The sequence below is a fragment of the Paenibacillus sp. WG02 genome, assembly GCF_055396115.1.
The window spans coordinates 6,925,351-6,949,011 of the sequence record NZ_AP036016.1 but is presented as its reverse complement, the minus strand read 5'-3'; the positions used below and the strand labels follow the sequence as shown (position 1 = coordinate 6,949,011).

General features: G+C 44.7%; 20 protein-coding genes and 1 pseudogene. 18 read left to right on the top strand and 3 right to left on the bottom strand.

Annotation, left to right across the window (positions count from 1 at the left end; all coding sequences use genetic code 11):
- The first annotated feature begins 12 nt into the window (after nucleotides 1–12).
- The 18 genes from ACBP55_RS31405 to ACBP55_RS31320 all read left to right on the top strand — a co-directional run bounded on the left by ACBP55_RS31405 (nucleotide 13) and on the right by ACBP55_RS31320 (nucleotide 19,567).
- Nucleotides 13–417, top strand: coding sequence for a M56 family metallopeptidase (locus tag ACBP55_RS31405; protein WP_464647278.1), 405 nt, complete (start codon nucleotides 13–15; stop codon nucleotides 415–417).
- On the top strand, nucleotides 414–1,409 hold the full coding sequence (locus ACBP55_RS31400; RefSeq protein WP_464647276.1) for a M56 family metallopeptidase: 996 nt from the start codon (nucleotides 414–416) through the stop codon (nucleotides 1,407–1,409). The genes ACBP55_RS31405 and ACBP55_RS31400 overlap by 4 nt, the downstream gene beginning before the upstream one ends.
- A 150-nt stretch (nucleotides 1,410–1,559) precedes the next feature.
- Nucleotides 1,560–2,921 carry a DJ-1/PfpI family protein gene (locus ACBP55_RS31395; RefSeq protein WP_464647274.1) on the top strand — a complete coding sequence of 454 codons (1,362 nt, stop codon included), beginning with the start codon at nucleotides 1,560–1,562 and terminating at the stop codon, nucleotides 2,919–2,921.
- A 192-nt stretch (nucleotides 2,922–3,113) separates the two neighbouring features.
- The gene (locus tag ACBP55_RS31390) at nucleotides 3,114–4,742 is read left to right on the top strand and encodes a PAS domain-containing sensor histidine kinase (RefSeq protein WP_464647272.1); all 1,629 of its coding nucleotides are present in this window, start codon (nucleotides 3,114–3,116) and stop codon (nucleotides 4,740–4,742) included.
- 145 nt (nucleotides 4,743–4,887) lie between these two features.
- Complete coding sequence (locus ACBP55_RS31385; protein ID WP_464647270.1) at nucleotides 4,888–5,346, top strand: MarR family winged helix-turn-helix transcriptional regulator; 459 nt, start codon at nucleotides 4,888–4,890, stop codon at nucleotides 5,344–5,346.
- 204 nt (nucleotides 5,347–5,550) lie between these two features.
- On the top strand, nucleotides 5,551–5,889 hold the full coding sequence (locus ACBP55_RS31380) for a DoxX family protein (protein WP_464647268.1): 339 nt from the start codon (nucleotides 5,551–5,553) through the stop codon (nucleotides 5,887–5,889).
- Nucleotides 5,890–6,124: 235 nt separating this feature from the next.
- Nucleotides 6,125–6,580, top strand: coding sequence for a nickel-responsive transcriptional regulator NikR (nikR, locus tag ACBP55_RS31375; RefSeq protein ID WP_464647266.1), 456 nt, complete (start codon nucleotides 6,125–6,127; stop codon nucleotides 6,578–6,580).
- A gap of 51 nt (nucleotides 6,581–6,631) precedes the next feature.
- Nucleotides 6,632–7,036, top strand: coding sequence for a DUF2203 family protein (locus tag ACBP55_RS31370; protein WP_464647264.1), 405 nt, complete (start codon nucleotides 6,632–6,634; stop codon nucleotides 7,034–7,036).
- A 10-nt stretch (nucleotides 7,037–7,046) separates the two neighbouring features.
- A complete protein-coding gene (locus ACBP55_RS31365) occupies nucleotides 7,047–8,696 on the top strand; it encodes a copper resistance CopC/CopD family protein (protein WP_464647262.1) in 1,650 nt (549 codons plus the stop codon).
- 40 nt (nucleotides 8,697–8,736) lie between these two features.
- Complete coding sequence (locus ACBP55_RS31360) at nucleotides 8,737–8,922, top strand: hypothetical protein (protein ID WP_464647260.1); 186 nt, start codon at nucleotides 8,737–8,739, stop codon at nucleotides 8,920–8,922.
- A 135-nt stretch (nucleotides 8,923–9,057) separates the two neighbouring features.
- Entirely contained in the window at nucleotides 9,058–10,188 is a 1,131-nt protein-coding gene (locus tag ACBP55_RS31355; protein ID WP_464647258.1) for a GntR family transcriptional regulator, read from the top strand.
- Between the two features lie 192 nt (nucleotides 10,189–10,380).
- The gene (locus ACBP55_RS31350; RefSeq protein WP_464653478.1) at nucleotides 10,381–11,712 is read left to right on the top strand and encodes a glycoside hydrolase family 125 protein; all 1,332 of its coding nucleotides are present in this window, start codon (nucleotides 10,381–10,383) and stop codon (nucleotides 11,710–11,712) included.
- Between the two features lie 75 nt (nucleotides 11,713–11,787).
- Complete coding sequence (locus tag ACBP55_RS31345) at nucleotides 11,788–13,116, top strand: extracellular solute-binding protein (RefSeq protein ID WP_464647256.1); 1,329 nt, start codon at nucleotides 11,788–11,790, stop codon at nucleotides 13,114–13,116.
- Between the two features lie 92 nt (nucleotides 13,117–13,208).
- Entirely contained in the window at nucleotides 13,209–14,054 is an 846-nt protein-coding gene (locus ACBP55_RS31340) for a carbohydrate ABC transporter permease (RefSeq protein WP_084160062.1), read from the top strand.
- A gap of 12 nt (nucleotides 14,055–14,066) precedes the next feature.
- Nucleotides 14,067–14,936: a carbohydrate ABC transporter permease gene (locus tag ACBP55_RS31335; protein WP_464647254.1), complete on the top strand. Its 870-nt coding sequence runs from the start codon at nucleotides 14,067–14,069 to the stop codon at nucleotides 14,934–14,936.
- Between the two features lie 30 nt (nucleotides 14,937–14,966).
- Nucleotides 14,967–16,145 (top strand): glycoside hydrolase family 76 protein, encoded by a 1,179-nt coding sequence (locus ACBP55_RS31330; RefSeq protein ID WP_464647252.1) that lies wholly within the window; start codon nucleotides 14,967–14,969, stop codon nucleotides 16,143–16,145.
- A gap of 154 nt (nucleotides 16,146–16,299) precedes the next feature.
- Nucleotides 16,300–17,862, top strand: coding sequence for a glycoside hydrolase family 76 protein (locus tag ACBP55_RS31325; protein WP_464653476.1), 1,563 nt, complete (start codon nucleotides 16,300–16,302; stop codon nucleotides 17,860–17,862).
- A gap of 31 nt (nucleotides 17,863–17,893) precedes the next feature.
- Nucleotides 17,894–19,567, top strand: a complete 1,674-nt coding sequence (locus ACBP55_RS31320) for an alpha-galactosidase (protein WP_464647250.1) — start codon at nucleotides 17,894–17,896, stop codon at nucleotides 19,565–19,567.
- A 441-nt stretch (nucleotides 19,568–20,008) separates the two neighbouring features.
- Here ACBP55_RS31320 and glsA read toward each other — a convergent pair whose 3' ends face one another.
- From glsA to ACBP55_RS31305, 3 genes and pseudogenes are all read right to left on the bottom strand, one after another.
- Complete coding sequence (gene glsA / locus ACBP55_RS31315; protein ID WP_464647248.1) at nucleotides 20,009–20,962, bottom strand: glutaminase A; 954 nt, start codon at nucleotides 20,960–20,962, stop codon at nucleotides 20,009–20,011.
- A gap of 27 nt (nucleotides 20,963–20,989) precedes the next feature.
- Nucleotides 20,990–21,911: pseudogene (locus ACBP55_RS31310) on the bottom strand (aldo/keto reductase).
- 109 nt (nucleotides 21,912–22,020) lie between these two features.
- Complete coding sequence (locus ACBP55_RS31305) at nucleotides 22,021–23,637, bottom strand: MDR family MFS transporter (RefSeq protein WP_464653474.1); 1,617 nt, start codon at nucleotides 23,635–23,637, stop codon at nucleotides 22,021–22,023.
- Between the last annotated feature and the right edge of the window lie 24 nt (nucleotides 23,638–23,661).

The window sequence follows — 23,661 nt, the reverse complement described above, 5'->3', positions numbered from 1 at the left end:
AGGAAGGGCAGGGTGAATGTGAAACAATTAACGGAACACCTTATTGATCTCTTTGATTGGGTTTGGTCAGTTTCAACTATGGCAAGTGTTCTGGTTGTGCTGATTATAGTGATGCAGCACATGTTAAGGCATCGCTTGAAACCAAGATGGCACTATTTGATGTGGCTGCTGGTTATTGTTCGATTAGTTTTGCCATGGGGCCCAGAGAGCGAATTCAGTATTTATAATTGGATCGGTTACACAGATGCCGTTCATTCGGCAGATCAAGTTAATCAGGAAGTCATACTTACAAGAGCTGCTGTATCGGAAACTGCTGCCCAATCTGTTTACCGGAATTTAGTTGTATTATGGCTGGTTGGCGTGTGTTTTTTAGGGATATATACGATCATGATCAACAGGAAATTTGCCGGAAAATGAAAAATGAGACGGTTACGATAACCGATGGAAGAGTAATGGAGCTTTTCAATCAGTGTAAAAAAATGATGTCGGTACATAAACCCATTGCTCTCGTTGAATCTAGCAATTTGGCGACACCAACCCTATTTGGTTTTGTAAAACCCCAATTGATTATGCCCAAAACCATTTTAAACAGCTTGAATGACGATCAATTGCAGCATGTGTTCCTACATGAACTGGCTCATAGCAAGCGTAATGACATTGGGGTCAATTGGTTCATGCATACCCTACTGATTATTCATTGGTTTAATCCAGTCCTTTGGTATGCTTATCGCCGAATGCGGGAAGATCAGGAAATCGCCAGTGATGCTCTTGCTCTAAGCTGCCTTACTCCTGACAAAAGCCAGGATTATGGCTATACGCTTATCAAACTGTTGGAAAATTTCTCGCGACCTGTTCAATCGTTTGGAAACGTAAATCTAACAGGAAGCAAAATACAACTGCAAAGGAGAATAAAAATGATCAAACAATTTAAAACAAATTCGTATCGTTGGTCGTTTCTTGGGATAGCAACCATCATCTTCATAAGTGGATGCGCGTTAACGAATCCTAAGGACAGTTCGACAACTACACAATTGCAAAGTTCGGCCGTTTCCGAAGAAAAAGTAAAACAGCAGGATTTTGTAAACTCAAATACGACAGTTTCCCAAGAGACACCGAAAGTGGGCGTTTCCGTAGTACCACAGGCAACTCCTTCGGATGAGAAGTCGAGAACGGCGACTTCCGTAGGCGTGCAGCCAACGGTGTTGGATGATAAGCCGAGCGCCGCGCCGGTAAGTCCGGAACCAAGAGTGTTGGATGACAAGCCTAAAGCGGTGCCGGTAAGTCCGGAACCCAGAGTGTTGGAAGACAAGCCGAGAGCGGCGCCGATAAGTCCGGAGGCAAGAGTGTTGGAAGACAAGCCGAGAGTGGCAGCTCCCGTAGGACCATTACCAACCGCTGCTGCTAACTAATCGTTTGAATTTAAGATCCTCTCAGCCTCTAGAACGATATTCCCCCCTCTAGGGTCGAGGTTGTTAACCCGACGTATGGTTGGTGTAAAGACCATATCTTTTCATTATGCTTTAAGAAAGCAAGTTGAAAAGGTGGAGGGGAGAATTAAGATGAGGTTAGTATTACGTATCGTTATTTATGTATGTGTATTCGTTGTTTTTGTGGGGGGAGCCGGAGCTATCGGATATTCTAGGACGATGCAAAGCGAGATGTCGGGTATCGATAAGCCATCACCACTTTTGCAAGAAGTTAAGATACCCGAATATGATCCGCGGAAGCCGACCGTAGCCGTTATTCTAGGGGATAGCGTGACCGAAGTAATCGATTTTCTGGTTCCTTATGAAATGTTCTCCCGTACTGGAGCCTATAATGTTTTTGCCGTTGCCTCGGATCGTCATATTAAGTCATTAACGGGCGGTCTTGATCTGCTGCCGCACTACTCTTTTAAAGAGATGGATGATTTATTAGGTAAAAGTCCCGACATTATAGTGATTCCCAACATTCCCATCATGGAAGACAAGAAGGTTCACCCCGTGCAAGACTGGATCATAAAAAATTCAGGAAATAAAACGATTCTACTAAGCATTTGCAATGGAGCCGAGACACTTGCCGAAACTGGTTTGTTGAACGGGAAATCAGCAGCAACACACTGGGGCGATATTAATAGATTGGAAAAGAAATATCCCGAAGTCCACTGGCAAAGGGACCAGCGTTATGTTCCTGACGGTAATATCGTTTCCTCGGCAGGCGTGACATCTGGAATCGATGCTGTCCTATATGTCATATCACAACAATTAGGCGAAGCCGTAGCCGTGAAAACAGCAGAAGAGATGAATTACCCTACGTACCAATTTGTTCATAACCCAAAGATGGAGCCATTTTCCATAGAACCAAAGGATGCGGCTTATATTTTAAATTTTGCCTATCAGTGGAACAAGAAACAAGCCGGCGTACTGTTGTATAACGGTATAGAGGAAACGGCATTGGGTTCGATTTTTGATTCTTACTCTGCTTCCGGTACGACAAAGACGTTGACAATTTCAAGCTCGGAACAACCCGTAGTGACAAAATACCGCCTTAACCTGCAGGCTAGATATCAAATGTCCAATGCCCCGAGATTAGATAAAATGATAATTGCAGGCACTCAGGCAAAGACTCTAGCGGCTGAAACCGTAAACCAATGGAAGCAGCTTGGTAATGACACGGAACTTCTGTTTATCCATAATGATTCTCCGAAAAGATTTGTCATGGAAGCACCACTGGAGGATTTATCGAAACAAGAGGATGTTCTAACTGCTCATTTTGCTGCTAAACGACTTGAATATCGTGCTAACCATCTAAGTCTTGACGGCAAACCATTTTCACTTGATGCGTTCGGCATACCTCTTTTAATCGGTGCACTTTCAGTTGGAGTAGCTTTTTATATAGATAGAAGATTTATCAGGAAGAAGAGAATGACCAAATCTAAATAATTGTTAAGTGAGGGAGTTGCTAATCGGCGGCTCCTTTTTTTGTATGTAAGAGGTCTTAATCTTTGGAATAAAAAACCGATAATCATTTTGAAAAATAAATGTTATAATCAGAAGCATCTATGTATAATAACTACTAGTTAATTATCCAATGTGTTCAGTCAGAGTGAAAAAGGAAGGTTAAGGAAGAATGATATGCATAATTGGTCAAAGGCACTAAATCTCAGAACTCCTTTTAAAATCTCTTTGGTCTATTTACTTGTAGGAAGTCTATGGATTATCCTGTCCGATAGAGTTATGGACATTCTTAACTTATCAGGGGCAATCACTATTCATTCAACTAAGGGTCTATTTTATGTATTACTTACAGCGTTGGTTCTATATTGGTGGGTAACACGTTTGAAGAAAGCCCTTACAGAAAGCGATGAACGGTACCGAATACTTGTAGAGCACTCACCGGAACCGTTAGTTGTTCACAGTAAAGGAAAAATAGTCTATATCAATCCGGCCGGTGCCGAAATATTTGGCGCAGCTAGCCCAGAGGAACTTATTGGTTATCCCATAATGAATTTGGTGCATCCTGATTTCATTGATATTGCTAAGGAACGAATTAGGCTGATCGAAGAGGAGAAGGTGCCCTCTGCTCCCATCGAGCAGAAATTTCTTCGTGTTGATCGTCAAGTTATTGATGTAGAAGTCAGAGCGGTACCTTGTATCTACTTAGGCAAACCGGCCGTACAGCTTATCTGCAGGGATATCACTGAGCGTAAACGAGCCAGGCGTATGCTGGAAGAGAGAGAGCAGAGTTATAAGTCCCTTGTTGAAAATAACCCCGATGCTATATTTGAATTAGATCTAAATGGGCGAATACTTAATATGAATTCAGCTACTGAAAGGATTACGGGCTATCAGCAGGAAGAGCTGCTGGATCAAAGCCTTTGTAAATTAATAGTAGGTGAGGATCACCTTAAAGCAAGCAATCTGTTTGAAGCGTCTACAAAAGGTGAATCTAACAATATCGAAGTCACCATTATTAATAAACGAGGCTATAGTATCGAATTAAATTTAAAGACGGTTCCGATTATCATAAATGATAAGATCGATGGTGTGTATGGTATTGCAAAAGACATAACCGAACGTAAAAGAACTGATGAGCTTCTGATTAAGTCAGAAAAGCTATCCGTAGTGGGGCAGCTAGCCGCTGGAGTTGCTCACGAGATTCGGAATCCATTAACTTCTCTAAGAGGATTTGTCCAATTATTACAGACCAGAATGGATAATTATAATGAGTATTTTCAAATTATGTTAACTGAATTAGACCGAATTAATTATATCGTGAGCGAGTTTTTGGTTATTGCCAAGCCGCAAGCCGTGTGTTTTGAGATGAAAGATCTTCGTAAAATTCTACATGATGTGATCTCGCTGCTTGACACACAAGCCATTCTTAGCGATGTGCAAATTCATACGGCATTTGATCGGGACATTCCGTTAATCAATTGTGAAGAAAATCAATTAAAACAGGTCGTTATTAATATTCTTAAAAATGCGATTGAAGCGATGTCAGCAGGCGGTATTATCGAAATTATTATGAAGGTAGACGACAATAATATCGTTATTCGGTTTATTGATCAGGGGTGTGGAATTTCTGAAGATCGAATAGGTATGTTAGGAGAACCCTTTTATACGACGAAAGAGAATGGGACCGGACTAGGATTAATGGTGAGCCAAAAAATTATTGAAGCACATCACGGTAGTCTTACTATTAAAAGTCAGATCGATAAAGGAACAACGGTTGACCTTATTTTACCTTTAGATCCAAATTAAAATGCTAATGAACTCCTGAAGAGGAGTTTTTTTTAATGAAAAAGAGGATTACTTGACAAACAAATTAGCCTAAAGTTAGCATAGTATTATGACAACTCGATGTAGAGAAGACTAAGAAAGGATTTACACCAAAGGAGGAACGATCATGTACCAGGGAGACGAACAAAGCCAGCTTGATTTAAGATTATTCCGAATCTGGAGTAAAGCAGCTAAAGCTATAGCTGATAATACCAAACGAGATATCGAAAGTCATGGAATCAGTCCTGACCATTTTATGATTCTAGAGCTCCTCTACAACAAAGGACCTCATCCTATTCAAAGGATTAGTGAAATATTTAGCATTCCAAGCGGGAGTATTACCTACGTGGTAGATAAGCTTGAACAGAAAGATTATGTAAGACGGCAATCAAGTCCTACGGATAGAAGAACCTCCAATGTCGCCCTTACTGAGCAGGGGGAAACCTTGTTTAATGAGATTTTTCCGAAACATGCAGCTGTTATATCTGAGAATTTCTCATTTATAAGCAAAGAGGATAAACTTCAGATGATCGATCTGTTAAAGAAACTGGGGTTTGGAGCACAGGAACTCAGTAAGGATAAGTAACAAAATTACGGATATCCGCTAAAACCAAAAAGGACCGTCAGGGTGATCTTCCCTGGCGGTTTTTCCTTATTTGGGTGGAGTTTTGCAGTGCCATGTTGAAAATTGTTGACAAATAAATACCCTAATGTTAGTGTATATTATAATATTATTAGGATATCTATTTGTAGTCTATCTATGATTAGGTAAAAAAGAGGAGAGTTTAGCATGAGTATTGCAGCAATTATTATTCAAATCGTTTTAGCACTTGGGTTTTTGATGTTTGGAGCTTTGAAGCTAGGCTCAAAGCAAATGGTGGATGAATTCACACGTTACGGGATGCCTCAGTGGTTTAGGGTAATAACTGGCTTGCTCGAAATTGCCGGTGCCGCACTTCTGGTTGCAGGAATTTGGAACGATCGACTTGTTGTTTTCGGCGGATGGTTGTTGGTCGTAATTATGGTTGGAGCCGTCATAACGCATCTACGTATTAAGGATCCTGTATCAAAAATAAGTATGCCCGTTATTTTAATCATTCTTACGTTGGTTGTCCTGTTTATAAAATAAGAATTACAAACATGAATAGTTGCCTAATTATCAATTTCATGGATAACACTAGAACTAATAAATGCCGGGTCCTTGTCAATAGGATCCGGCATTTTGATTGTTATTTTGCTTATAGCGGGGATTTTCTCATCGAAAGTGACCGGTTTTGCGAATTCGCTCCGGGTAAGGTTTGCTACAGAGCTCCTTTCTGCTAGAGTAAGGGTATAGGAAATGATATACGAAAAGGAGTGGGCGGATGTCTGATAAAGAAAATCTTGTGCGCTTTGGAATCTCCATGCCGCAATCTCTCATAGAGCAATATGACCGGCTCATTGCCTTGCAGGGCTATGATAATCGCTCAGAAGCCATACGTGATCTTGCGCGCAAAGCGCTGTTAACGTCTAGCAGTATGCAGCCGGACGAAACTGTAGCCGGAACGATCGTGATGGTGTATGACCATCATATTCGTGATTTGCCGATTACCTTAATGGAGCTGCAGCATGATTTCCACACTGCGATTATTTCAACGATGCATATCCATTTAAATCATCAGCAATGCTTGGAAATACTAGTTGTTCGCGGTAAGGTGCAGAAGCTCAGAGAGCTGCAACAGCGAATTCAAGTACTCAAGGGTGTAGGTTATGCGGAGCTGTCTGTTACTCATGTGGACGAGCATGGGCACTCACATGAGCATCCTCATTCTCATTTGTAGAATTCGTAGTTGAACTGTTTTTTTGATAAAATGAAGGCACGGAGGTGCGAGATGTCGGTTAAAAAGTGGTTCAGTTTAGAAGAGGCAAATGACATGCTGCCGTTTGTCGATCAGGAATTGAAGAAAATGCAAGCATTGAAGCGGAATTTTGAAGAAAAATATGCAGAGCTCCGTATGAAGAAAAACGAGCATGCTGAGAAACCCGGCGCGGAGAAGGACCCGTTTTTCGTCATGGAAGCAGAGCTGGAATTTCTTCAAATTGAAGCTCGCGGACTTATTCACAATTTTCAGCTTACAGGTGTAGAGCTCAAGGATATAGATACAGGACTTATTGATTTTCCCGCGTTGATGGATGGACAAGAAGTACTGCTTTGTTGGAAACAGGGAGAGGATAGAATTCGTTTTTACCATGGCAAACTGGATGGTTTTGCCGGACGTAAACCGATTTCGGAATAGAGGAAAATAAATGCAAAGATCTTTACGTTATACGGCTAAACGCTTTTTCATACCTACATGGCTTATATGTATGTTCGCCTTTATTCTCTTGAGCGCAGTTGCTGTTCCTCAGACAGCCTCTGCTCATGCGTCATTAGTACAGGCTCAACCTGAAGCGGGCACCAAGCTTGAAAGCTCCCCCCCTCAAGTTGCTGTTACTTTTAATGAACAGTTAGATGCAGGACTCTTTTATATCAAAGTATTGGATCATAACGGTAACGAAATAACAAGGAATAAAGCTTATATGAACCAAGAGCAGACAGGATTAGTTCTTGATCTGCCGAAGTTAACTGAGGGCTTTTATTTGATCAGCTATCACGTCATTTCCGCTGACGGTCACCCCGTTGCAGGGAGTTATCCGATAACGATTGGCAATCCGCCGCAAGAAGAAGCTCTTGATCTGCCTTCCGTATACGGTGGGCACAATCATGGGACGGGTCAGTTAACAACGAAAGATATCCTGCAATATGCGTCTCGCGGCCTATGGTATTTGATGATGTTGGCGTTGACAGGTTGGGTTATCTGGTTAAGGTTGTTGGGAGCAAGCGGGACTGAAACCCGGAAATCACTTTCAGCTTGGACTCTCAATCTTCAGCGCGCACAATTAGTTGCCTTACTGCTGCTCATTTTCACGCACATCGAAGATCTGCTTGGTGGCGGTGGGGTGGAGGAGATTTGGAAACTATTTAGTGCAACCAGTATCGGTATTTCCTGGGCGCTTATGCTAGTACTATCCTTCCTTGGATTTGTACTTATAGGTAGGGCAAAGTGGCTAGATTTATTATGGCCTTTATGTTTCCTAGCGGTGAAAAGCTTTAGCGGTCACGCGGCGTCTTTTTCACCCTTATGGGCGACAATCGGGCTGGATTTTATTCACTTGCTCGGCGCGGCATGTTGGGTTGGGGGCTTAGTGCTGCTCTATGCAAAATGGCGTCAAAAAAGTGATGATGTCAGTTCCTATATGCAGCAATTCTCGAAAATGGCTTTGATCTCCATCCTTGTACTTACCCTGTCCGGATTCTTATCCGTCTTGTTGTTCCTGCCAAACTTGCGTTACTTGCTCTACACGTCGTGGGGAATATTGATGCTTGTGAAAATTGGTGCTGTAGCACTTGTGATACTCATTGGTTTTATTATTCGGCTCAATTTGCGCAAACAGAAGGCCAAACAATCGGTTCTCTGGATTAAGGTTGATCTTACCTTTATGGTGATTATCGTGCTGCTGGTTGGGCTCATCACATATATGGCGCCAATTCCTGTTAATGAGCCGCTGCAGTGGCATCAGATGGGCGAGAAGGTCCATGTATCTGCGGATATTACGCCTAAAATCCAGGGTACCAATACCTTTGTAGCAAAAGTATGGCTCCCAGAAAAAGCAGGGAAACCGAAGCAAGTGCTCATGCTGCTTCATTATTTAGACGATAAAGAAATGGCGCCAATTTCTGTGCCAGTAACCTTGTTCGAGGATAACACACAAGAAGAATCATACGGCTTTGTAAAATTCAGCTATAAAGCACAGGGGGCCTACCTGCCGTTCCGCGGCAATTGGGAATTAGAGATGCGTGTCATGGATGCGGATGATAATGAAACGGTGTACAACAAAGAATTTATGGTGTATTAAAAAGGTTTAAATACATGATGGCTGAAAGTGGGTGGCGATAATGGCATGGATTCAAGTGCTCGACAAAGAACATTTGTCGGTCAAATTTGATAACCAGGATGAAATGGCATTGCTGGAGATCAACGATGGCGGCATCTCGCCTAATTATGTAACCATTCGTTTAAATGAAACGGAAATTGATGATCTGATTGAGGCATTACATCGGATTAAACAAGCCATTCAATAGGGATGACTTAGGAGGAGGGGCACATTGTGCCCCTTTTTTTTCATCCCTTCTGACTCTATTCAAATTGCGTATATCATGATATATTAATGGTATCGTATGATATAACATTTGGTTGGGTGCAGGGGGTAGGTAGCATTGTCAACGGATTCAAGACCCATTTACGAGCGAATATTCGAAACGCTGCGTGAAGAAATTATACAACGTAAATATAACGTTGGAGACCGCGTTCCTTCCGAGAAGGAACTGGCGGATGAATATAACGTAAGCCGTATTACGAGTAAAAAGGCGCTGGAGATGCTCGCAGAAGAGCGTCTCATCGTGCGTAAGCCAGGGAGAGGCTCCTTTGTCATGGAAGGAGGGGGGATTCCGGCTGAAGGACCATCTACGGGTGAGAGAACCAAGCATACGTTGATCGGCTTAGTCATAACGGATTTCGGCAATACCTTCGGTACGGAGATGATTTATGGCATGGAGCGGGCTTCTGCTGAGCACGATAGCTTCCTGGTACTGCGCAGATCGTTTGGTGTGCCTGAAAATGAAGTGAAAGCTATTCGATCGTTTCTTGAATTAGGCGTGGATGGCATTATTGTGTTTCCTGCACAAGGGGAGTTCTATAATGATGAACTTCTTAAATTGGTCATACAGCAATTTCCCTTAGTTCTCGTTGACCGTCATCTCAAGGGGGTAGCCGCGGCTTCGATTAGTACGGATAACATAACCGCTGCTCGCACGGGTGCTGACTATTTACTTGATTTGGGGCATAAGCAGATTTGCTTACTTACGCCGCCGCCTATGGATACAACAGCTATTGAGGACCGTATAGAAGGCTTCGTACGGGCTCATGCGGAACGCGGGGTCATGGTTGACAGGTCGCTCTGGTTAGATGAAATCACCTCTACGCTGCCCAATTCATTTCATTCACCTAATATCGATAAAGATATCGATATGATTAAGGAACACCTGCGCAGCAATCCGCAAATTACCGCCTTGTTCGCTATGGAATATAATATTGCTCTATTAGCCAAGGCTGCCGTGGAACAAATGGGACTTCAGATACCTGCAGATATTTCCATTATTTGTTTTGATAGCCCTCCTACGACGCTTGGCAGCGGCTATCGCTTTACCCATCTGATCCAAGCCGAGGATGAAATCGGCAAGCTCGCTGTAGAGAATGTGCTAAAGCTGAAACAAGGCGAGAAGGTAGCCAATAAAATAAGCCTGGAAGCCAAACTAATCATTGGGGAGTCAACGGGACCCTCCAAATGATCGGTGTACTCATCATCAGGGATTCGACACTTGAGACTGCTAATCTAGTAGTCTCTTTTTGATTGGTATATCAACCAATTTAAATGATATGTAAATAGTATGATAAATATATATTGACATGCTGTATACATACCAATATAATCGTAAATGTAAGCGGTTTATTTATCGGAATAGAGAGGAGCGAACCCGATGATGAATGAGGCTAAGTTACCTGCATCGATGAGTAAACTCATTGAGCAAGTAAGTGACGAGTTACTGAAGGAACAAAGGCCGAAGCTAGCTGCCATGTTCCGCGATTGCTTCTCCAACACGTATCAAACAACGATTCAAAGACTACAGGATGGATCAACTTTCGTAATCACCGGTGATATACCAGCCATGTGGCTCCGTGACTCATCGGCTCAGGTTCGAGCTTATCTGCTTCTAGCGAGTGAGGACTCCAGCTTGGCGGATATGATTGAGGGTGTGGTTAAGCGGCAAATGCAATATATTCAACTAGATCCGTATGCCAATGCCTTTAATATAGAGCCAACCAGCGCAGGGCATCAGCAGGACTTGACCCAAATGAGCCCATGGATCTGGGAGCGTAAATACGAAATCGATTCACTGTGTTATCCTATTCAGCTCAGTTATTTACTTTGGAAAGCAACAGGGAGAACCGCACATTTCAATGATGCCTATCGATCTGCAGTACGTGAGATCCTTCATCTTTGGCGCATTGAACAAGATCATGAAACGAAGTCTCCTTATCGCTTCCAACGATTGAATTGTCCTCTGACAGACACGTTAACGAGAGATGGAAAGGGCAGTCCAGTAGGCTATACAGGAATGACTTGGTCAGGTTTTCGCCCTAGCGACGATGCTTGCTCGTACGGATATTTGACTCCAGCTAACATGTTTGCCGTTGTGGTGCTAGGTTATATCGCTGAAATTGCAGAGCAGGTATGGCAGGATGCCAGTCTTATCCTTGAATCGACTAAGCTTGCCGCTGAGATTAAGGAGGGAATAGAAGCATTCGGGACGATCGAGCATCCCAAGCTCGGTACGATGTTTGCATATGAGACGGACGGACTTGGCAACTTCAATCTGATGGATGATGCCAACGTACCCAGCTTGCTCTCAATCCCTTACTTGGGATATGCCGCCGAAACCGATCCAGTTTATCAGCATACACGCAGCTTTATACTTAGTGATGAAAACCCTTACTTTTATAAAGGTAAAGCGGCTCAGGGAATCGGAAGTCCGCATACGCCGGATCGCTACATTTGGCATATTTCCCTGGCCGTTCAAGGTCTTACGGCTTCAAGTCGGGAGGAAAAGCTGCGTATCCTTGATATGTTAGCCGACACGGATGCTGGAACGGGCCTGATGCATGAGGGCTTCCACGTGGACGATCCATCGCAATATACGCGGCCATGGTTCTCCTGGGCGAACTCCATGTTCAGTGAGTTGGTGTTAGACGTATGCGGCCTATCGATTAAGAAGCTTCTGAGAGATCGCGTGAACGCATCGCACTCATCTTAGGTTATACAGGGGGTGGAACCCCTATTAACATAGCAACTGCACTTGTAACGTTTACTTAAAAAGGGAGGAAGAAACATGAAAAAATGGATGACCGTTTTAACTGCTCTCTCGCTCACGTTTAGTTTGGCAGCATGCAGCACGAAAACTGGCGGGTATCAGCCGGCTGATAGCAAAAAGCCTGAGGCCACGACAGCACCGGGAGCATCGACAGCCGCCACCAAAGCAGCACCTGTTGAAATTACGTTCTGGGGCGACTGGGGCGGAGAAGGTGAAAAGCAGTTTGTGATGATGGCTGATGCATTCAATAAATCGCAAGACAAGATTAAAGTTAAATATGTTCTGCAGGAAGATATGATCACGAAGTTTCTGACAGCGGCTACCTCAGGCGGCTCGCCTGATATTATGTTCTGGGACAGATGGCGGACTTCGCTGTATGCATCCAAGAACGTGCTTCACCCGATCGACGATTATTTGAAGAAAGACAATATTAACCGTGGCGATTATTACGATGAAGCCTTGAAGGAGTTTTCCTCTGGCGGTAAGCTGTATGGCCTTCCATTAACGGTTGATGCACGCGCACTATTTTATAATAAGAAATTGTTTGCTGAGAAAGGACTTCAGCCGCCGAAAACCTGGGATGAGCTGGAGAATGCGGCTAAGCAGTTAACGGTATGGGAAGGCGATAAGCTGGTTCGCTCCGGTATGTCGATGCAGGATAATGGGCTGTTCAATATGTGGCTGCAGCAAGCAGGCGGATCTATGGTGACCAGCGATCTGAAGAAGACGAATTTCAATAATGAACAAGGCAAACAAGTATTGGACTTCTGGGATAAGCTGATTAATAAGGATAAGGTGTATAAAGTTGGGTTTGAAAAAGGTCTAGGTGAAGGTACGGATGCTTTTGTGACGGGAAAAGTAGCTATGACTTATACAGGTCCGTGGATGCTTTCAACTTATAAGAAATACGGCAAGGATCTTGATTTCGGTGTTGTGCCTCCTCCAGCTGGACCTGGCGGTGCCAAAGGAAGCGTAATGGGCGGCTTCGGGCTCGTGATTCCAGCGGGCTCCAAGCATAAAGACGAGGCATGGGAATTCGAGAAATGGTGGTTAGCGAATAAAGACAACGCGCTGCTATGGGCGAAAACAAGCTTAAACCTGCCAGGCTTCAAACCGGCGCTGCAGGATCCGTTCTTCAAGGACGATCCGAACTGGAAGCCATTCATGGATACACTGGAATTCGCGAAGATTCGTCCACAGCATCCAGGATACTCGGTAATGGAAGGCGACGGTCTGATGCCGAATATTGAGCTATTCATTCAAGGCAAGCAGGATGCGGCCACGACGCTCAAGAAGGGGCAAGAGCAAGGTGATAAGCTGCTGGATCAGAACGCAGCAGGGAAGTAACTAGAAATGCGGGGGAGGGGCATCCCTCCCTTTTTGTGGAAGGGGGAATTCGCTTGGCATCGATAACCAAGCTGGGTCGACATCAAGCTAGGATGGGTTATCTCTTTATTACGCCGACGATTTTGCTATTTATTATTTTTACGATTATTCCGGTCATCATGGCATTCTATCTAAGCTTCACGAATTATGACATTGTAAGTAAAAACGATTTCGTTGGATTGGATAATTATAAGCGTCTAGCTGAAGATAACATCTTTTGGACGACTCTGAAGAACGTTTTGTTTTACTCCGTTCTTTATATTCCGCTGAATATTGCCATCTCTTTATCGATGGCTTTGCTATTTATGCGCAGCCGCTTCGGCGTAAAGCTGTTTCGTACAGCCGGGTATTTGCCAACGTTAACTTCTGGCGTTGCTGCGGCTACGGTATGGATATGGCTGTTAAACCCCGAGTTCGGACTCGTGAACGATATTCTGAGCAAGTTTGGAATCACAGGACCTTCCTGGTTGGCTGAAATGCCTTACGCCATGCTGTCCATTGTGTTAGTGACCTTGTGGCAATCCGTTGGATCGAACATGATCATTTATTTAGCGGGACTTAACGGGGTTCCCGATCATCTGTATGAATCCGCAAAGCTGGACGGAGCTAATGCTTGGCAGTCCTTTCGCTATATTACTTGGCCAGTGCTGAGGCCGACCACCTTTTTCGTAAGTACAATGGCCATTATTGGTGCGCTGCAGTTGTTTGACCAGGCTTTCGTATTGACCAAGGGCGGTCCCGCCAACTCGACGAAAACAACGGTGTATCACATTTATCAGCAGGGCTTCAACCAGCTCCAGATGGGCTACGCGGATGCGATGGCGTTTGCGCTGTCTATTATTATATTAGTGTTTTCGCTCATTAATATGAGACTAAACAAAGAGGAATCCGTGATTTAGGAGGGATGGCAAATGAAGCTACAAACCTATTGGCAAACGACAATCTTGTATATCATTTCCATCGCCGTCTGCATCGTCATGGTCGTCCCGTTTGTATGGAGTCTTATCACTTCCATCCGTCCGGATGAAGAGATTTTCATGCTGCCGATTCAATGGATTCCTTCCAGCATAACGATGGAGCATTATCGCAAGGCATTTGAGCTCGTTCCATTCGGTCTATATTTCTGGAATTCATTTTACCTTGCGTTCATGGGCGTACTCTTCAACTTGCTTTTCGGCTCTTTAAGCGGCTATGCCTTCGCTAAGCTTCATTTCCGCGGAAGAGATGCGATTTTCAAAATTCTGCTTGCTGCCATGATGATCCCTGGTGTTGTGACGATGATCCCGCAATTTTTCGTGCTGAAGCACATTCCTTTCATAGGTGGAAATGATTGGATGGGCGATGGCGGCAATGGCTTGCTCAATACATTTTGGGCGATTATTTTGCCAGGAGCGTCGGGATCCTTTGCGGTATTTTTTATGAGGCAATTTTTCGTATCTTTACCTAGTGATTTGCAAGAAGTATCTCGAATTGAAGGCAGCGGGGAGCTTCGTATCTTTTGGAACATCTATATTCCGCTCGCGAAGCCGGCGTTGGCTACACTCGGTATTTTTACCTTTCAAGCAGGCTGGAACAGCTTTCTTGGCCCGCTCATTATGCTTAACGACCCTGCCAAGAAAACGATTCAGCTAGGCTTAGCTGCTTTTACTTATAACAAACAGGTCGACTTCGGCCCGTTGATGGCAGGTGCTTTAATTGCGGTTGTGCCGATACTGATCTTGTTCTTGCTGCTGCAGAAGTATTTTGTGCAAGGAATCGCTTTTACAGGAACAAAAGGATAGTACGCAGGTCGGACAGATAGGTGAAGCGAATTGACAATTCGATTAAAAATGATCATAGCCCTGATGATTGTTGGGATAGGCATCATCGTGGCTGCTAGCTGGGGAGTGGAGTCAATGGACAAAAACAATAAAATGACCGATGTGCAAGTGAGCACAAAGAGAGAAACCTGGGAGCAGCGTGCGGATCTAGCGCAAGCCGGGCTGCTGAAGCAATATTGGAACGGAAAACTGAACTTATTCGATAATTTGTCGCCTTGCAACGATTTATGCAATGAGAAGTTCCATTATTGGTGGCAAGCGCATGGTGTAGATACGCTGGTTGACGCTTATGCTAGAACTGGCGATGCGGTGTATAAGGGCTACCTGGCGAACATGTATCAGGGAATTTTGGACCGCAATGGCGGCGTATGGCCGAATGATTTTTACGATGATATGGAATGGTTGGCTTTAGCATGGCTCCGTGCTTATAACGCTACTGGCGATGAGAAATATAAGGAAGCCGCACTTGAGCTTTGGGAAGATATTAAGACGGGATGGAACGAAGAGCAAGGCGGAGGCATTGCATGGCGCAAGCCGCAGCTTGATTATAAGAATACGCCGGCGAATGCGCCTGCTGTCATTCTAGCTGCTAGATTGTATAAGCAGTTCGGCAAGTCGGAGGATCTAGCTTGGGCGAAAAAGATTTACGATTGGCAGAAGGCCAATCTCGTTGATCCGGATACGGGCTTCGTCTGGGATGGGAAAAACCGCGAAGGGGATGGCAAGATTGATAAGAGCTGGGAATTCTCCTATTGCCAAGGTGTTTACATCGGAGCAGGAGTTGCGCTGTTTCAGGCGATTGGGGACAAAAGCTATCTGGCGGATGCGGCTCGGACTGCGCAAGCGTCGAAGCTCAGACTGACAAGTCCGGCAACAGGCATGCTGCCTAGTGAAAGCAATGGCGACGGCGGATTATTCAAAGGTATATACGTTCGTTACTTGACGGAGCTCGTTCTTGCTGACCCAGGTCAGAAGGAGTCGCTTGAGCTTCTTGTAACGAATGCAGACAGTCTCTGGAAATACGGGAGAGATGAGCAGCGCGTCATGTTCAGTAAATCATGGGCGGCAACACCTGAGCCTGCAGAGGATTTGAGCGTAAATCTAAGCGGCGTTATGCTCCTGGAGCGTATGGCCGCGCTGGAGAAGCAAGGATTGCTGAAACAGAATTAAGGCATTGAGAAGAGGGGCAGCCGAAAATCTGCCCCTTTATTAATAACACAGAAATAGAGACAAATGGGTGCGGAAAGGAGGTGAAATTTACATTTTTGAAAGCGCATTCACAACAACTAATTTTAAGTGAGAAAAGGAGTTGTTTTATGTGATCATGCAAAGAAAATCAGCTGTCAAATGGTTAAGTGTGAGTTTAGTAATGGCCCTATTCCTATCCGTTTGGGGAGGTTCGAATCGTGCATCTGCTTTCACAGCGTCGAATGCTGACACCGCGATGAATTCATTAGTAAACGTATTCTACGATGCTAACGCTAAATACTTCTACACGAACAGCGATCATCTCATACATGCTGCACATGCTTTTGGACCGAATGGAGGACTGTACACCGATTTCTGGTGGGAGGCTCAGATGTGGGAGACGGTCATGGATGCTTATCAGCGGACGGGAAGCAGCACTTACCGCACAATGATCGATGATATTTACACCGGATTCAATGCAAAATATACGAATATGATTGATAACCAATTCAATGATGATCTTGGCTGGTGGGCGCTTGCTTGTCTGCGTGCATACGAAATTACCGGTACGCAAGAATATTTGAACCGCGGGTCCTTCCTTTTCGATCAAGTCTATGCCTACTGGGATACGACTTATTATGGAGGAGGAATCTGGTGGAGAAAGGATGCAACGAACCCGGCAACCAGCAGCAATGCTCAGAAAAATATGGCTTCCAATGCTCCTATGGTAATGACGGCTATTAAACTAAGAAATGCCTATAATAACAGCACTTATCTTACGAAAGCCCAGCAAATGTACACTTGGATCAAAACGAAGTTGGTCAATGGAAGCAAAGTAAATGATCATATGGAAGGTACTGGAGCGGGTATCGTCAAGGATTGGGATTTCACCTACAACTACGGAACTTTTCTTGGAGCGGCGACCGCTTTATATGGGGCTACTGGTACGAGCAGCTACCTAACGGATGCGAATAATGCAGCTGGATATGTGATAGACAAAATGACTTCGGCTACTACCTTGATGTACGAAGGGGAGAATGATGCTCCCGGATTTAAAATGATTTTTGCCCGCAATCTGAATCAGCTTCGCGTACAAGCAGGCCAATCGCAATATCTAAACTTTTTGCAGCAAAATGCTACACAAGCATGGAATCATAGAAGAACTTCGGATGGCATTATCGGAAGTGATTGGACGGCTCCAACTGGTTCCGCCTATATCCAAAGCCTGACTGCGGCTGCGGGTGCTTCTATTCTTCAATTCGTTTCTCCGGATAATTATACGGGCAATATAGCGGGGAACGGTCTTTATGAAGCGGAAAATGCCCGGCGCACCTTAGCCAGCGGTGTTGGCATGATCAACGAAAGCACACAGACCGGCTTTAATGGCCGGGGCTATGTCGCAGGCTGGAATACGAACGGAACATCGCTTGATTTCTATGTGAATCAGAATAATGCAGGAACAAAGACGATTACATTCCGATATGCAGCGGCCGCCGGCAATGCAAGCCGATACGTCAAAGTAAATGGTGTAGACGTGGCTGCTAATTTGAACTTTACGGGAACTTCCGGATGGAGCAGTTGGAATACTGTTTCTATGACCATATCCCTTCAAACAGGATCGAATACGATACAACTTGGTTATGACACCTCGAAAGGAAACAATAACTGGCTGAATGTAGATCAACTTTATGGCTTGTAAGCCCAATTTAAATCCAAAATGGAGGTTTTTTATGAGAAAATCGACTCGGAAAAAAATTCATTTTATCGTGCAAATCCTACTCGCTTTCCTGCTTGCTTTGCCCATTGTGCTGTCTGGCAGCATCGCTCCGCAAACAGCATCTGCCTTAAATAATGGCTTATCGCCAACTCCGCCAATGGGTTGGAATAGTTGGAACTTCTATGCTTGTAACGTGGATGAAGTGAAAATTAAGCAAGCGGCCGATACGATGGTAAGCAGCGGTATGCAGGCAGCTGGATACAAGTACATTGTGATCGATGATTGCTGGCAGACAGGTCGGACCAGCGACGGTACCATAATTGCCGATCCGGTCAAATTCCCAAGCGGGATGGCATCACTTGCGAGCTATGTGCATAGCAAAGGCTTGAAATTCGGTCTCTACACGGATGCTGGGTTCACTACTTGTGCTGGAAAACCGGGGATGTATTCACATGAGGTGCAGGATGCGAATACGTTTGCTTCCTGGGGCGTTGATTACGTCAAGATCGACTGGTGCGATAATGGAGGCATGGATCCGCAAACCAGGTATACGATCATTCGGGATGCTCTCGCTAACTCGGGAAGGCCTATCCTATTCAGCATTTGCAATTGGGGCATCAACAAACCATGGGTGTGGGGTGCGGCCACGGGCAATATGTGGAGGACAACGGACGATATCTTCGACTACTGGGACCGAGTAACTTGGATCATTGATCAGAACGCTCCGCTTGCCAATTTTGCGGGGCCTACCAAAGGCTGGAATGACGCAGATATGCTCATGGTCGGCAATTATGGAACTGGCGCCGTCTTCGGCGGAGGCATGACGGATACGGAATACCGTTCGCATTTCTCGATGTGGACGATTATGGCTTCGCCATTAATTGCGGGAAATAATTTGAGCACAATGAGCCAATTTACCAAAGATACACTGATGAATTCTGAAGTAATTGCTGTAAATCAGGATGCGCTTGGCAGCCAAGGCATATTAGTAAGCGATCTCGGAGGTCTGCAGGTGTACTCCAAAAAACTGCAGGCTAATGGGACACGTGCGGTTGTGTTGTTAAATCGTACCGGCGCGGCTGCGAACATGACGGTCAATTTCTCGAGCCTTGGCCTGAATGCTACAGCTAGCATCAGGGATTTATGGTCCAAGACCGAGAAGGGATCGTTCACCAACAGCTACACAGTGAATGTAACTTCACATGGGACGGTTATGGTGAAATTGACGGGATCAGAAACAACGAGCGGTTCCTTTATCTCAGGTAAAACGTACCGAATCGTACCCAAATCGACGGGCTTATCCGTTGCCGTTGAAGCAGCTTCCTTAAACAATGGAGCGAAAATATTCCAATGGGATTACGGCACTGCGCAAAATGACCAATGGGTGATTACATCAACAACGGCAGGCTTTAATAAAATTATCAATGTGAAGAGCGGTAAATCTATGGCTGTCAGAAATGCCTCCTTGATGGACGGTGAAGACGTGATCCAATGGGACTTCGGCTCGACCCTCAATGATCAGTGGGAAATTTCGGGTGTAGGCGGCGGTTATTTTAAAATTATTAACAGGCTATCCGGCAAGGCATTGAATGTAGCCGATAACTCGCTCATCGCTGGCGGTAAAATGATTCAATGGCCGTATTCCGCCGCGGATAATATGACGTTCCAGTTAATTCCGTTGAACTAACCAATCTTATTTCTGACGTGCCTCAGAAACCCCGGAAGTACCAGAAGTACCAGAAGTACCAGGAGTACCAGAGGTACCAAAGGTACCACGAAAATGCCCGAAAAGGCGAAAGAACCTTCCCATTAGTCGGGAAGGTTCTTTTTAAGCTGTGTATGCCAGCAGAGCCATAGCAGAAACCGAAACTCACCCCTATTTAGAAGAGCAAGTTGTACTGCGTACAACAATTTCTTTGATTTCTTCTGGAAAATCTCAGGTTGTTGTATGTTGTACAACAATTTAGCCTTTTTATAGACAATATAGCTACTTTTGGCTAAAATTGTTGTATTTTTTGCAACATTCGAGTGGGAAATGTGAATTAGCCTTACGTAAAGTTGTACAAAGTACAACTTTACGCGAATAAGACAAGTGAAAGTTAGTCATTACGACTTAGCGTATCGAAATCTAAAATAAGCTCCAATCAAATTCCTGCGACAGCGTGCCCAAAAGGTGAACGCCAGCAGTGCTGTTGCCTTTGCGGTTCAACGCTGGTCCGACCAAGCCGATACCGTACTGTCCCGGCACCATCGTCAAAATGCTGCCGGACACGCCGCTTTTGGCGGGCAGCCCAACGTTCATGGCGAATTCCCCAGAGGCGTTGTACATCCCGCAGGTAAACATGAACGTCTTAGCGATCTGCACGAATCGCCGCGGTATAAGGCGTTGATTACGAATTGGATCTACGCCATTATGCGCGAGAACGAGGGCCAATCTAGCCAAATCGGTACAGTTCACCTCGACGGAACAATGGCTGAAATAGACGTGGAGAACGTCGTCAACCTCGCTATCCAGCACACCGTTGTCTTTCAGGAAGTAAGCTAACGAACGATTCCGGTGTGCGGTATCTGACTCAGATTGAAATACACTTTGATTAATTTCAAGTGAAGGATTATTAGCGATGTCTCGGAAAAAATGGAGAATTCGCTCGACTTGCTCCCTAGGACCACTACCTGCAATCAAGGATGATATCGCAATTGCCCCAGCATTGATAAGCGGGTTAAATGGGATGCCGGGTTCGACGAGTTCGAGCTTCAGCATCGAGTTGAAATCATCTCCGGTAGGCTCCATGCCCACCTTGGAGAAAACAACCTCTTCCCCGTTATCCATCAATGCCAAAATTAACGTAAATACTTTCGAAATACTTTGCAAAGTAAAACGGAAATCAGATTCGCCGGCCACAGCGATATTCCCTTCGGCATCCATAATACAGATACCTAGAACATCCGCTGGAGCGTTAGCAAGTTCAGGAATGTAGGAAGCAACCTGTCCGTCTGATGTATGTGCCTTGCTCTCGGTAACCCACTGAGGCAAGTGCTCCTTGAGCTGCTTCCATGTTTCTGCGTGTTGTGTATGACTCATTCCGAAGTCAATTCCTTCCTCATTCACTTAAGCTTTCCAAGCCTGCGGATGGTTATCGCTGATTAGCTCCGTTGCGCTTGCATTGGCAATAACCTGTTCAGGGTTTTTACAACCTGGAATGACCGTTGTAACAGCATCATGCTTCAAACACCAAGCTAATGCCCATTTGGCCATGTCCATTCCTTCAGGAACCTCTTCCTTTTGGATGCGCTGCACGTCCTCAAGCTTCTGCTTCACACTCTCGGCATCATGACGATGGCGAACGTCTGTGTTGCTGAACACCGCGCCAGGCTTATACTTACCGCTTAAATAGCCGCTAGCCAAAGGGACACGTGCCAGAACGCCAAGATCTTGATTCACACAAGAAGGGAAAACAAGCTCTTCGGGAGCTCGATCCAAGCGGTTGTACACGACTTGAATGGCTTTGGAATTGACCTTGCTGGAGGCTTCTGTTTGATGAATATTAGCATTACTGCCAATAGATGTTCCCAAATGGCGAATTTTCCCGGCTTGAACTTGTTTGTCCAAAATCGTCCAAAGATCATCATTATCAAATAAATGATCAGGTCCGGAATGGAATTGATATAAGTCAATGTAGTCCGTTTGCAAAGCTTTCAGAGAATCGTCCAGTTGTTTGACGACGTCTTCCGAACTGAAATCATCTGTTCGGGTGAACAGATCGTGGAAATGGTGGCCAAATTTCGTAGCCACGATCCAATTCTCGCGATTGCGGCGGGATAAGTAATTACCGATTAGAGATTCCGATAAATGGTCACCATAGCATTCTGCTGTATCGATCAGATTTATACCCAGTTCAGACTGCTTGATCGAGAATAGCATCTGCTTCAGCTTGCGTGTAGGTAAGTCCCCATTCTCCGCCGAACTGCCAAGTCCCAACACCTACGATGGAAACTTTCAAATCCGTTTTACCAAGTCTGCGATATTTCATGGCGAGCACTCTCCTTTTTAAGGTATCCAAGTTTATTAAACGCTATAGCTTGCTCCGTGTCAAAAAGAAAAAGCTCTTTCCTCTCATGAAGAGAAAAGAGCCTTTTATATTAAGCGAGTCCTGGTGAAAGTTCATTTTCTTTGTTGTCATCAGTTTTCTTAGATTTACGGTCAGAAACTTTAATATTTCCGATAAACAGTGTCAGAATAGCCCCAAGTAAAACGAACACTAAGCCTACAATAAACACTTGGTGAAGTGATGTAACCAAGGCATTTTTTAGAATTGGCAGCATATGATCCACGAATTCTTTTGGCATTTTAGCCAGGGTCTCAGGACTTAGCAGTGAAGAATATAAAGCTTGTGGATTGGTATGGATCATATCCGTCATTTGTGTAGCGAGCCCGCCTGCTTCCGCGGGAAGCTGATTGACAACAGGAGTTAAGTCTTGTTCCAATAGTACAGTTGACTTGTGATTCATAATGGCTCCGAGAATCGTCATACCGAATGTACCGCCAATTTGACGGAAGAATTGACTGGAAGACGTAACGACACCAAGCTCAGATTTCGGGAAGCTCTCTTGTAAAGCAAGTGTTAGGATTGGCATAACTAGCCCCATACCGAGACCAAGAATCAGCATGTAACTTGAAGCGATCAACTTCGTCGTGTTTATGCCCATAGTGCTAAGGAAATAAAAGCCGACAGCCATAATAATCATTCCACCAAGCATTTGCTTGCGAACGCCGATTTTTTGAATGAATTGACCGGAGACTACGCTGGCTGCAATCATCGTAATCATGAGCGGCGTCATCACTGTACCCGATGCTGAAGCACTGATACCGACGATGCCTTGCATGAAGAGAGGAACGAACATAATAGCTCCAAACATCCCGACAGCCATTAAGAAGCCTACGCCGTTAATTGTTGTAAATGTTCTATTTTTAAATAACCGAACAGGAAGGATTGGCTCTTCGGCTTTACTTTCAATAATAACGAAGGAAACCAACGATATAATAGCTAATGCAAAAAGTCCAATGATTTGCCAAGACAACCAAGCGAAATCTTTACCGCCAAATGTTAAAGCGAGCAGTAAGCTGACAACCCCGACAATCATGGTGACAATTCCCGGAATATCGAACTTTACTTTTCCTGTTGCTTTATGCTTTGGTAAGGCAATTGCAATTAAGACAACAGCAAGGATACCGACTGGAAGGTTGATGTAGAATACCCAGCGCCAGTCCAATGCGTCAACGATCCAACCACCGATTTGGGGGCCAATAACCGATGATAAACCGAAGATCGCACCGAATACGCCCTGCCATTTGGCACGTTGTTTTCCGGTAAATAAGTCCCCGATAATAATCATCGCCATGGGCATCATAATACCGCCGCCAAGCCCTTGCAAACCGCGGAACAAAATCAATTCGGTCATGTTCTGAGACATCCCGCATAAGGCAGAAGCGGCGATAAAGATGACTAGACCAGTAACATAGATGACACGACGACCAATTAAATCGGCAAGTTTACCTGCAATTGGAACGACAACCGTTGATGTCAACATGTAAGCAGTAGTCAACCATGCCATGAGGCCAAGACCGCCGAATTCACCGACGATACGCGGCATTGCTGTTCCGACAATCGTACCGTCCAAAGCGCCAAATAGCATAGCAATGATAAGACCGGTAAGCAGGAGACCTCGATTTTTGAGTTCGGGTCCTTCTGCTTCTATGGAATTCTCTGAAGCTGTTTTTTG

Bases quoted from the DNA above. Each gene is read 5' to 3' on its own strand.
- ACBP55_RS31365 (WP_464647262.1), top strand. From the start codon at position 7,047: ATGCAAAGATCTTTACGTTATACGGCTAAACGCTTTTTCATACCTACA.
- ACBP55_RS31390 (WP_464647272.1), top strand. From the start codon at position 3,114: ATGCATAATTGGTCAAAGGCACTAAATCTCAGAACTCCTTTTAAAATC.
- ACBP55_RS31360 (WP_464647260.1), top strand. From the start codon at position 8,737: ATGGCATGGATTCAAGTGCTCGACAAAGAACATTTGTCGGTCAAATTT.
- ACBP55_RS31370 (WP_464647264.1), top strand. From the start codon at position 6,632: ATGTCGGTTAAAAAGTGGTTCAGTTTAGAAGAGGCAAATGACATGCTG.
- ACBP55_RS31380 (WP_464647268.1), top strand. From the start codon at position 5,551: ATGAGTATTGCAGCAATTATTATTCAAATCGTTTTAGCACTTGGGTTT.
- ACBP55_RS31385 (WP_464647270.1), top strand. From the start codon at position 4,888: ATGTACCAGGGAGACGAACAAAGCCAGCTTGATTTAAGATTATTCCGA.
- glsA (WP_464647248.1), bottom strand. From the start codon at position 20,962: ATGAGTCATACACAACACGCAGAAACATGGAAGCAGCTCAAGGAGCAC.
- ACBP55_RS31400 (WP_464647276.1), top strand. From the start codon at position 414: ATGAAAAATGAGACGGTTACGATAACCGATGGAAGAGTAATGGAGCTT.
- ACBP55_RS31340 (WP_084160062.1), top strand. From the start codon at position 13,209: ATGGGTTATCTCTTTATTACGCCGACGATTTTGCTATTTATTATTTTT.
- ACBP55_RS31325 (WP_464653476.1), top strand. From the start codon at position 16,300: ATGCAAAGAAAATCAGCTGTCAAATGGTTAAGTGTGAGTTTAGTAATG.
- ACBP55_RS31335 (WP_464647254.1), top strand. From the start codon at position 14,067: ATGAAGCTACAAACCTATTGGCAAACGACAATCTTGTATATCATTTCC.
- ACBP55_RS31350 (WP_464653478.1), top strand. From the start codon at position 10,381: ATGAATGAGGCTAAGTTACCTGCATCGATGAGTAAACTCATTGAGCAA.
- ACBP55_RS31395 (WP_464647274.1), top strand. From the start codon at position 1,560: ATGAGGTTAGTATTACGTATCGTTATTTATGTATGTGTATTCGTTGTT.
- ACBP55_RS31345 (WP_464647256.1), top strand. From the start codon at position 11,788: ATGAAAAAATGGATGACCGTTTTAACTGCTCTCTCGCTCACGTTTAGT.
- ACBP55_RS31320 (WP_464647250.1), top strand. From the start codon at position 17,894: ATGAGAAAATCGACTCGGAAAAAAATTCATTTTATCGTGCAAATCCTA.
- nikR (WP_464647266.1), top strand. From the start codon at position 6,125: ATGTCTGATAAAGAAAATCTTGTGCGCTTTGGAATCTCCATGCCGCAA.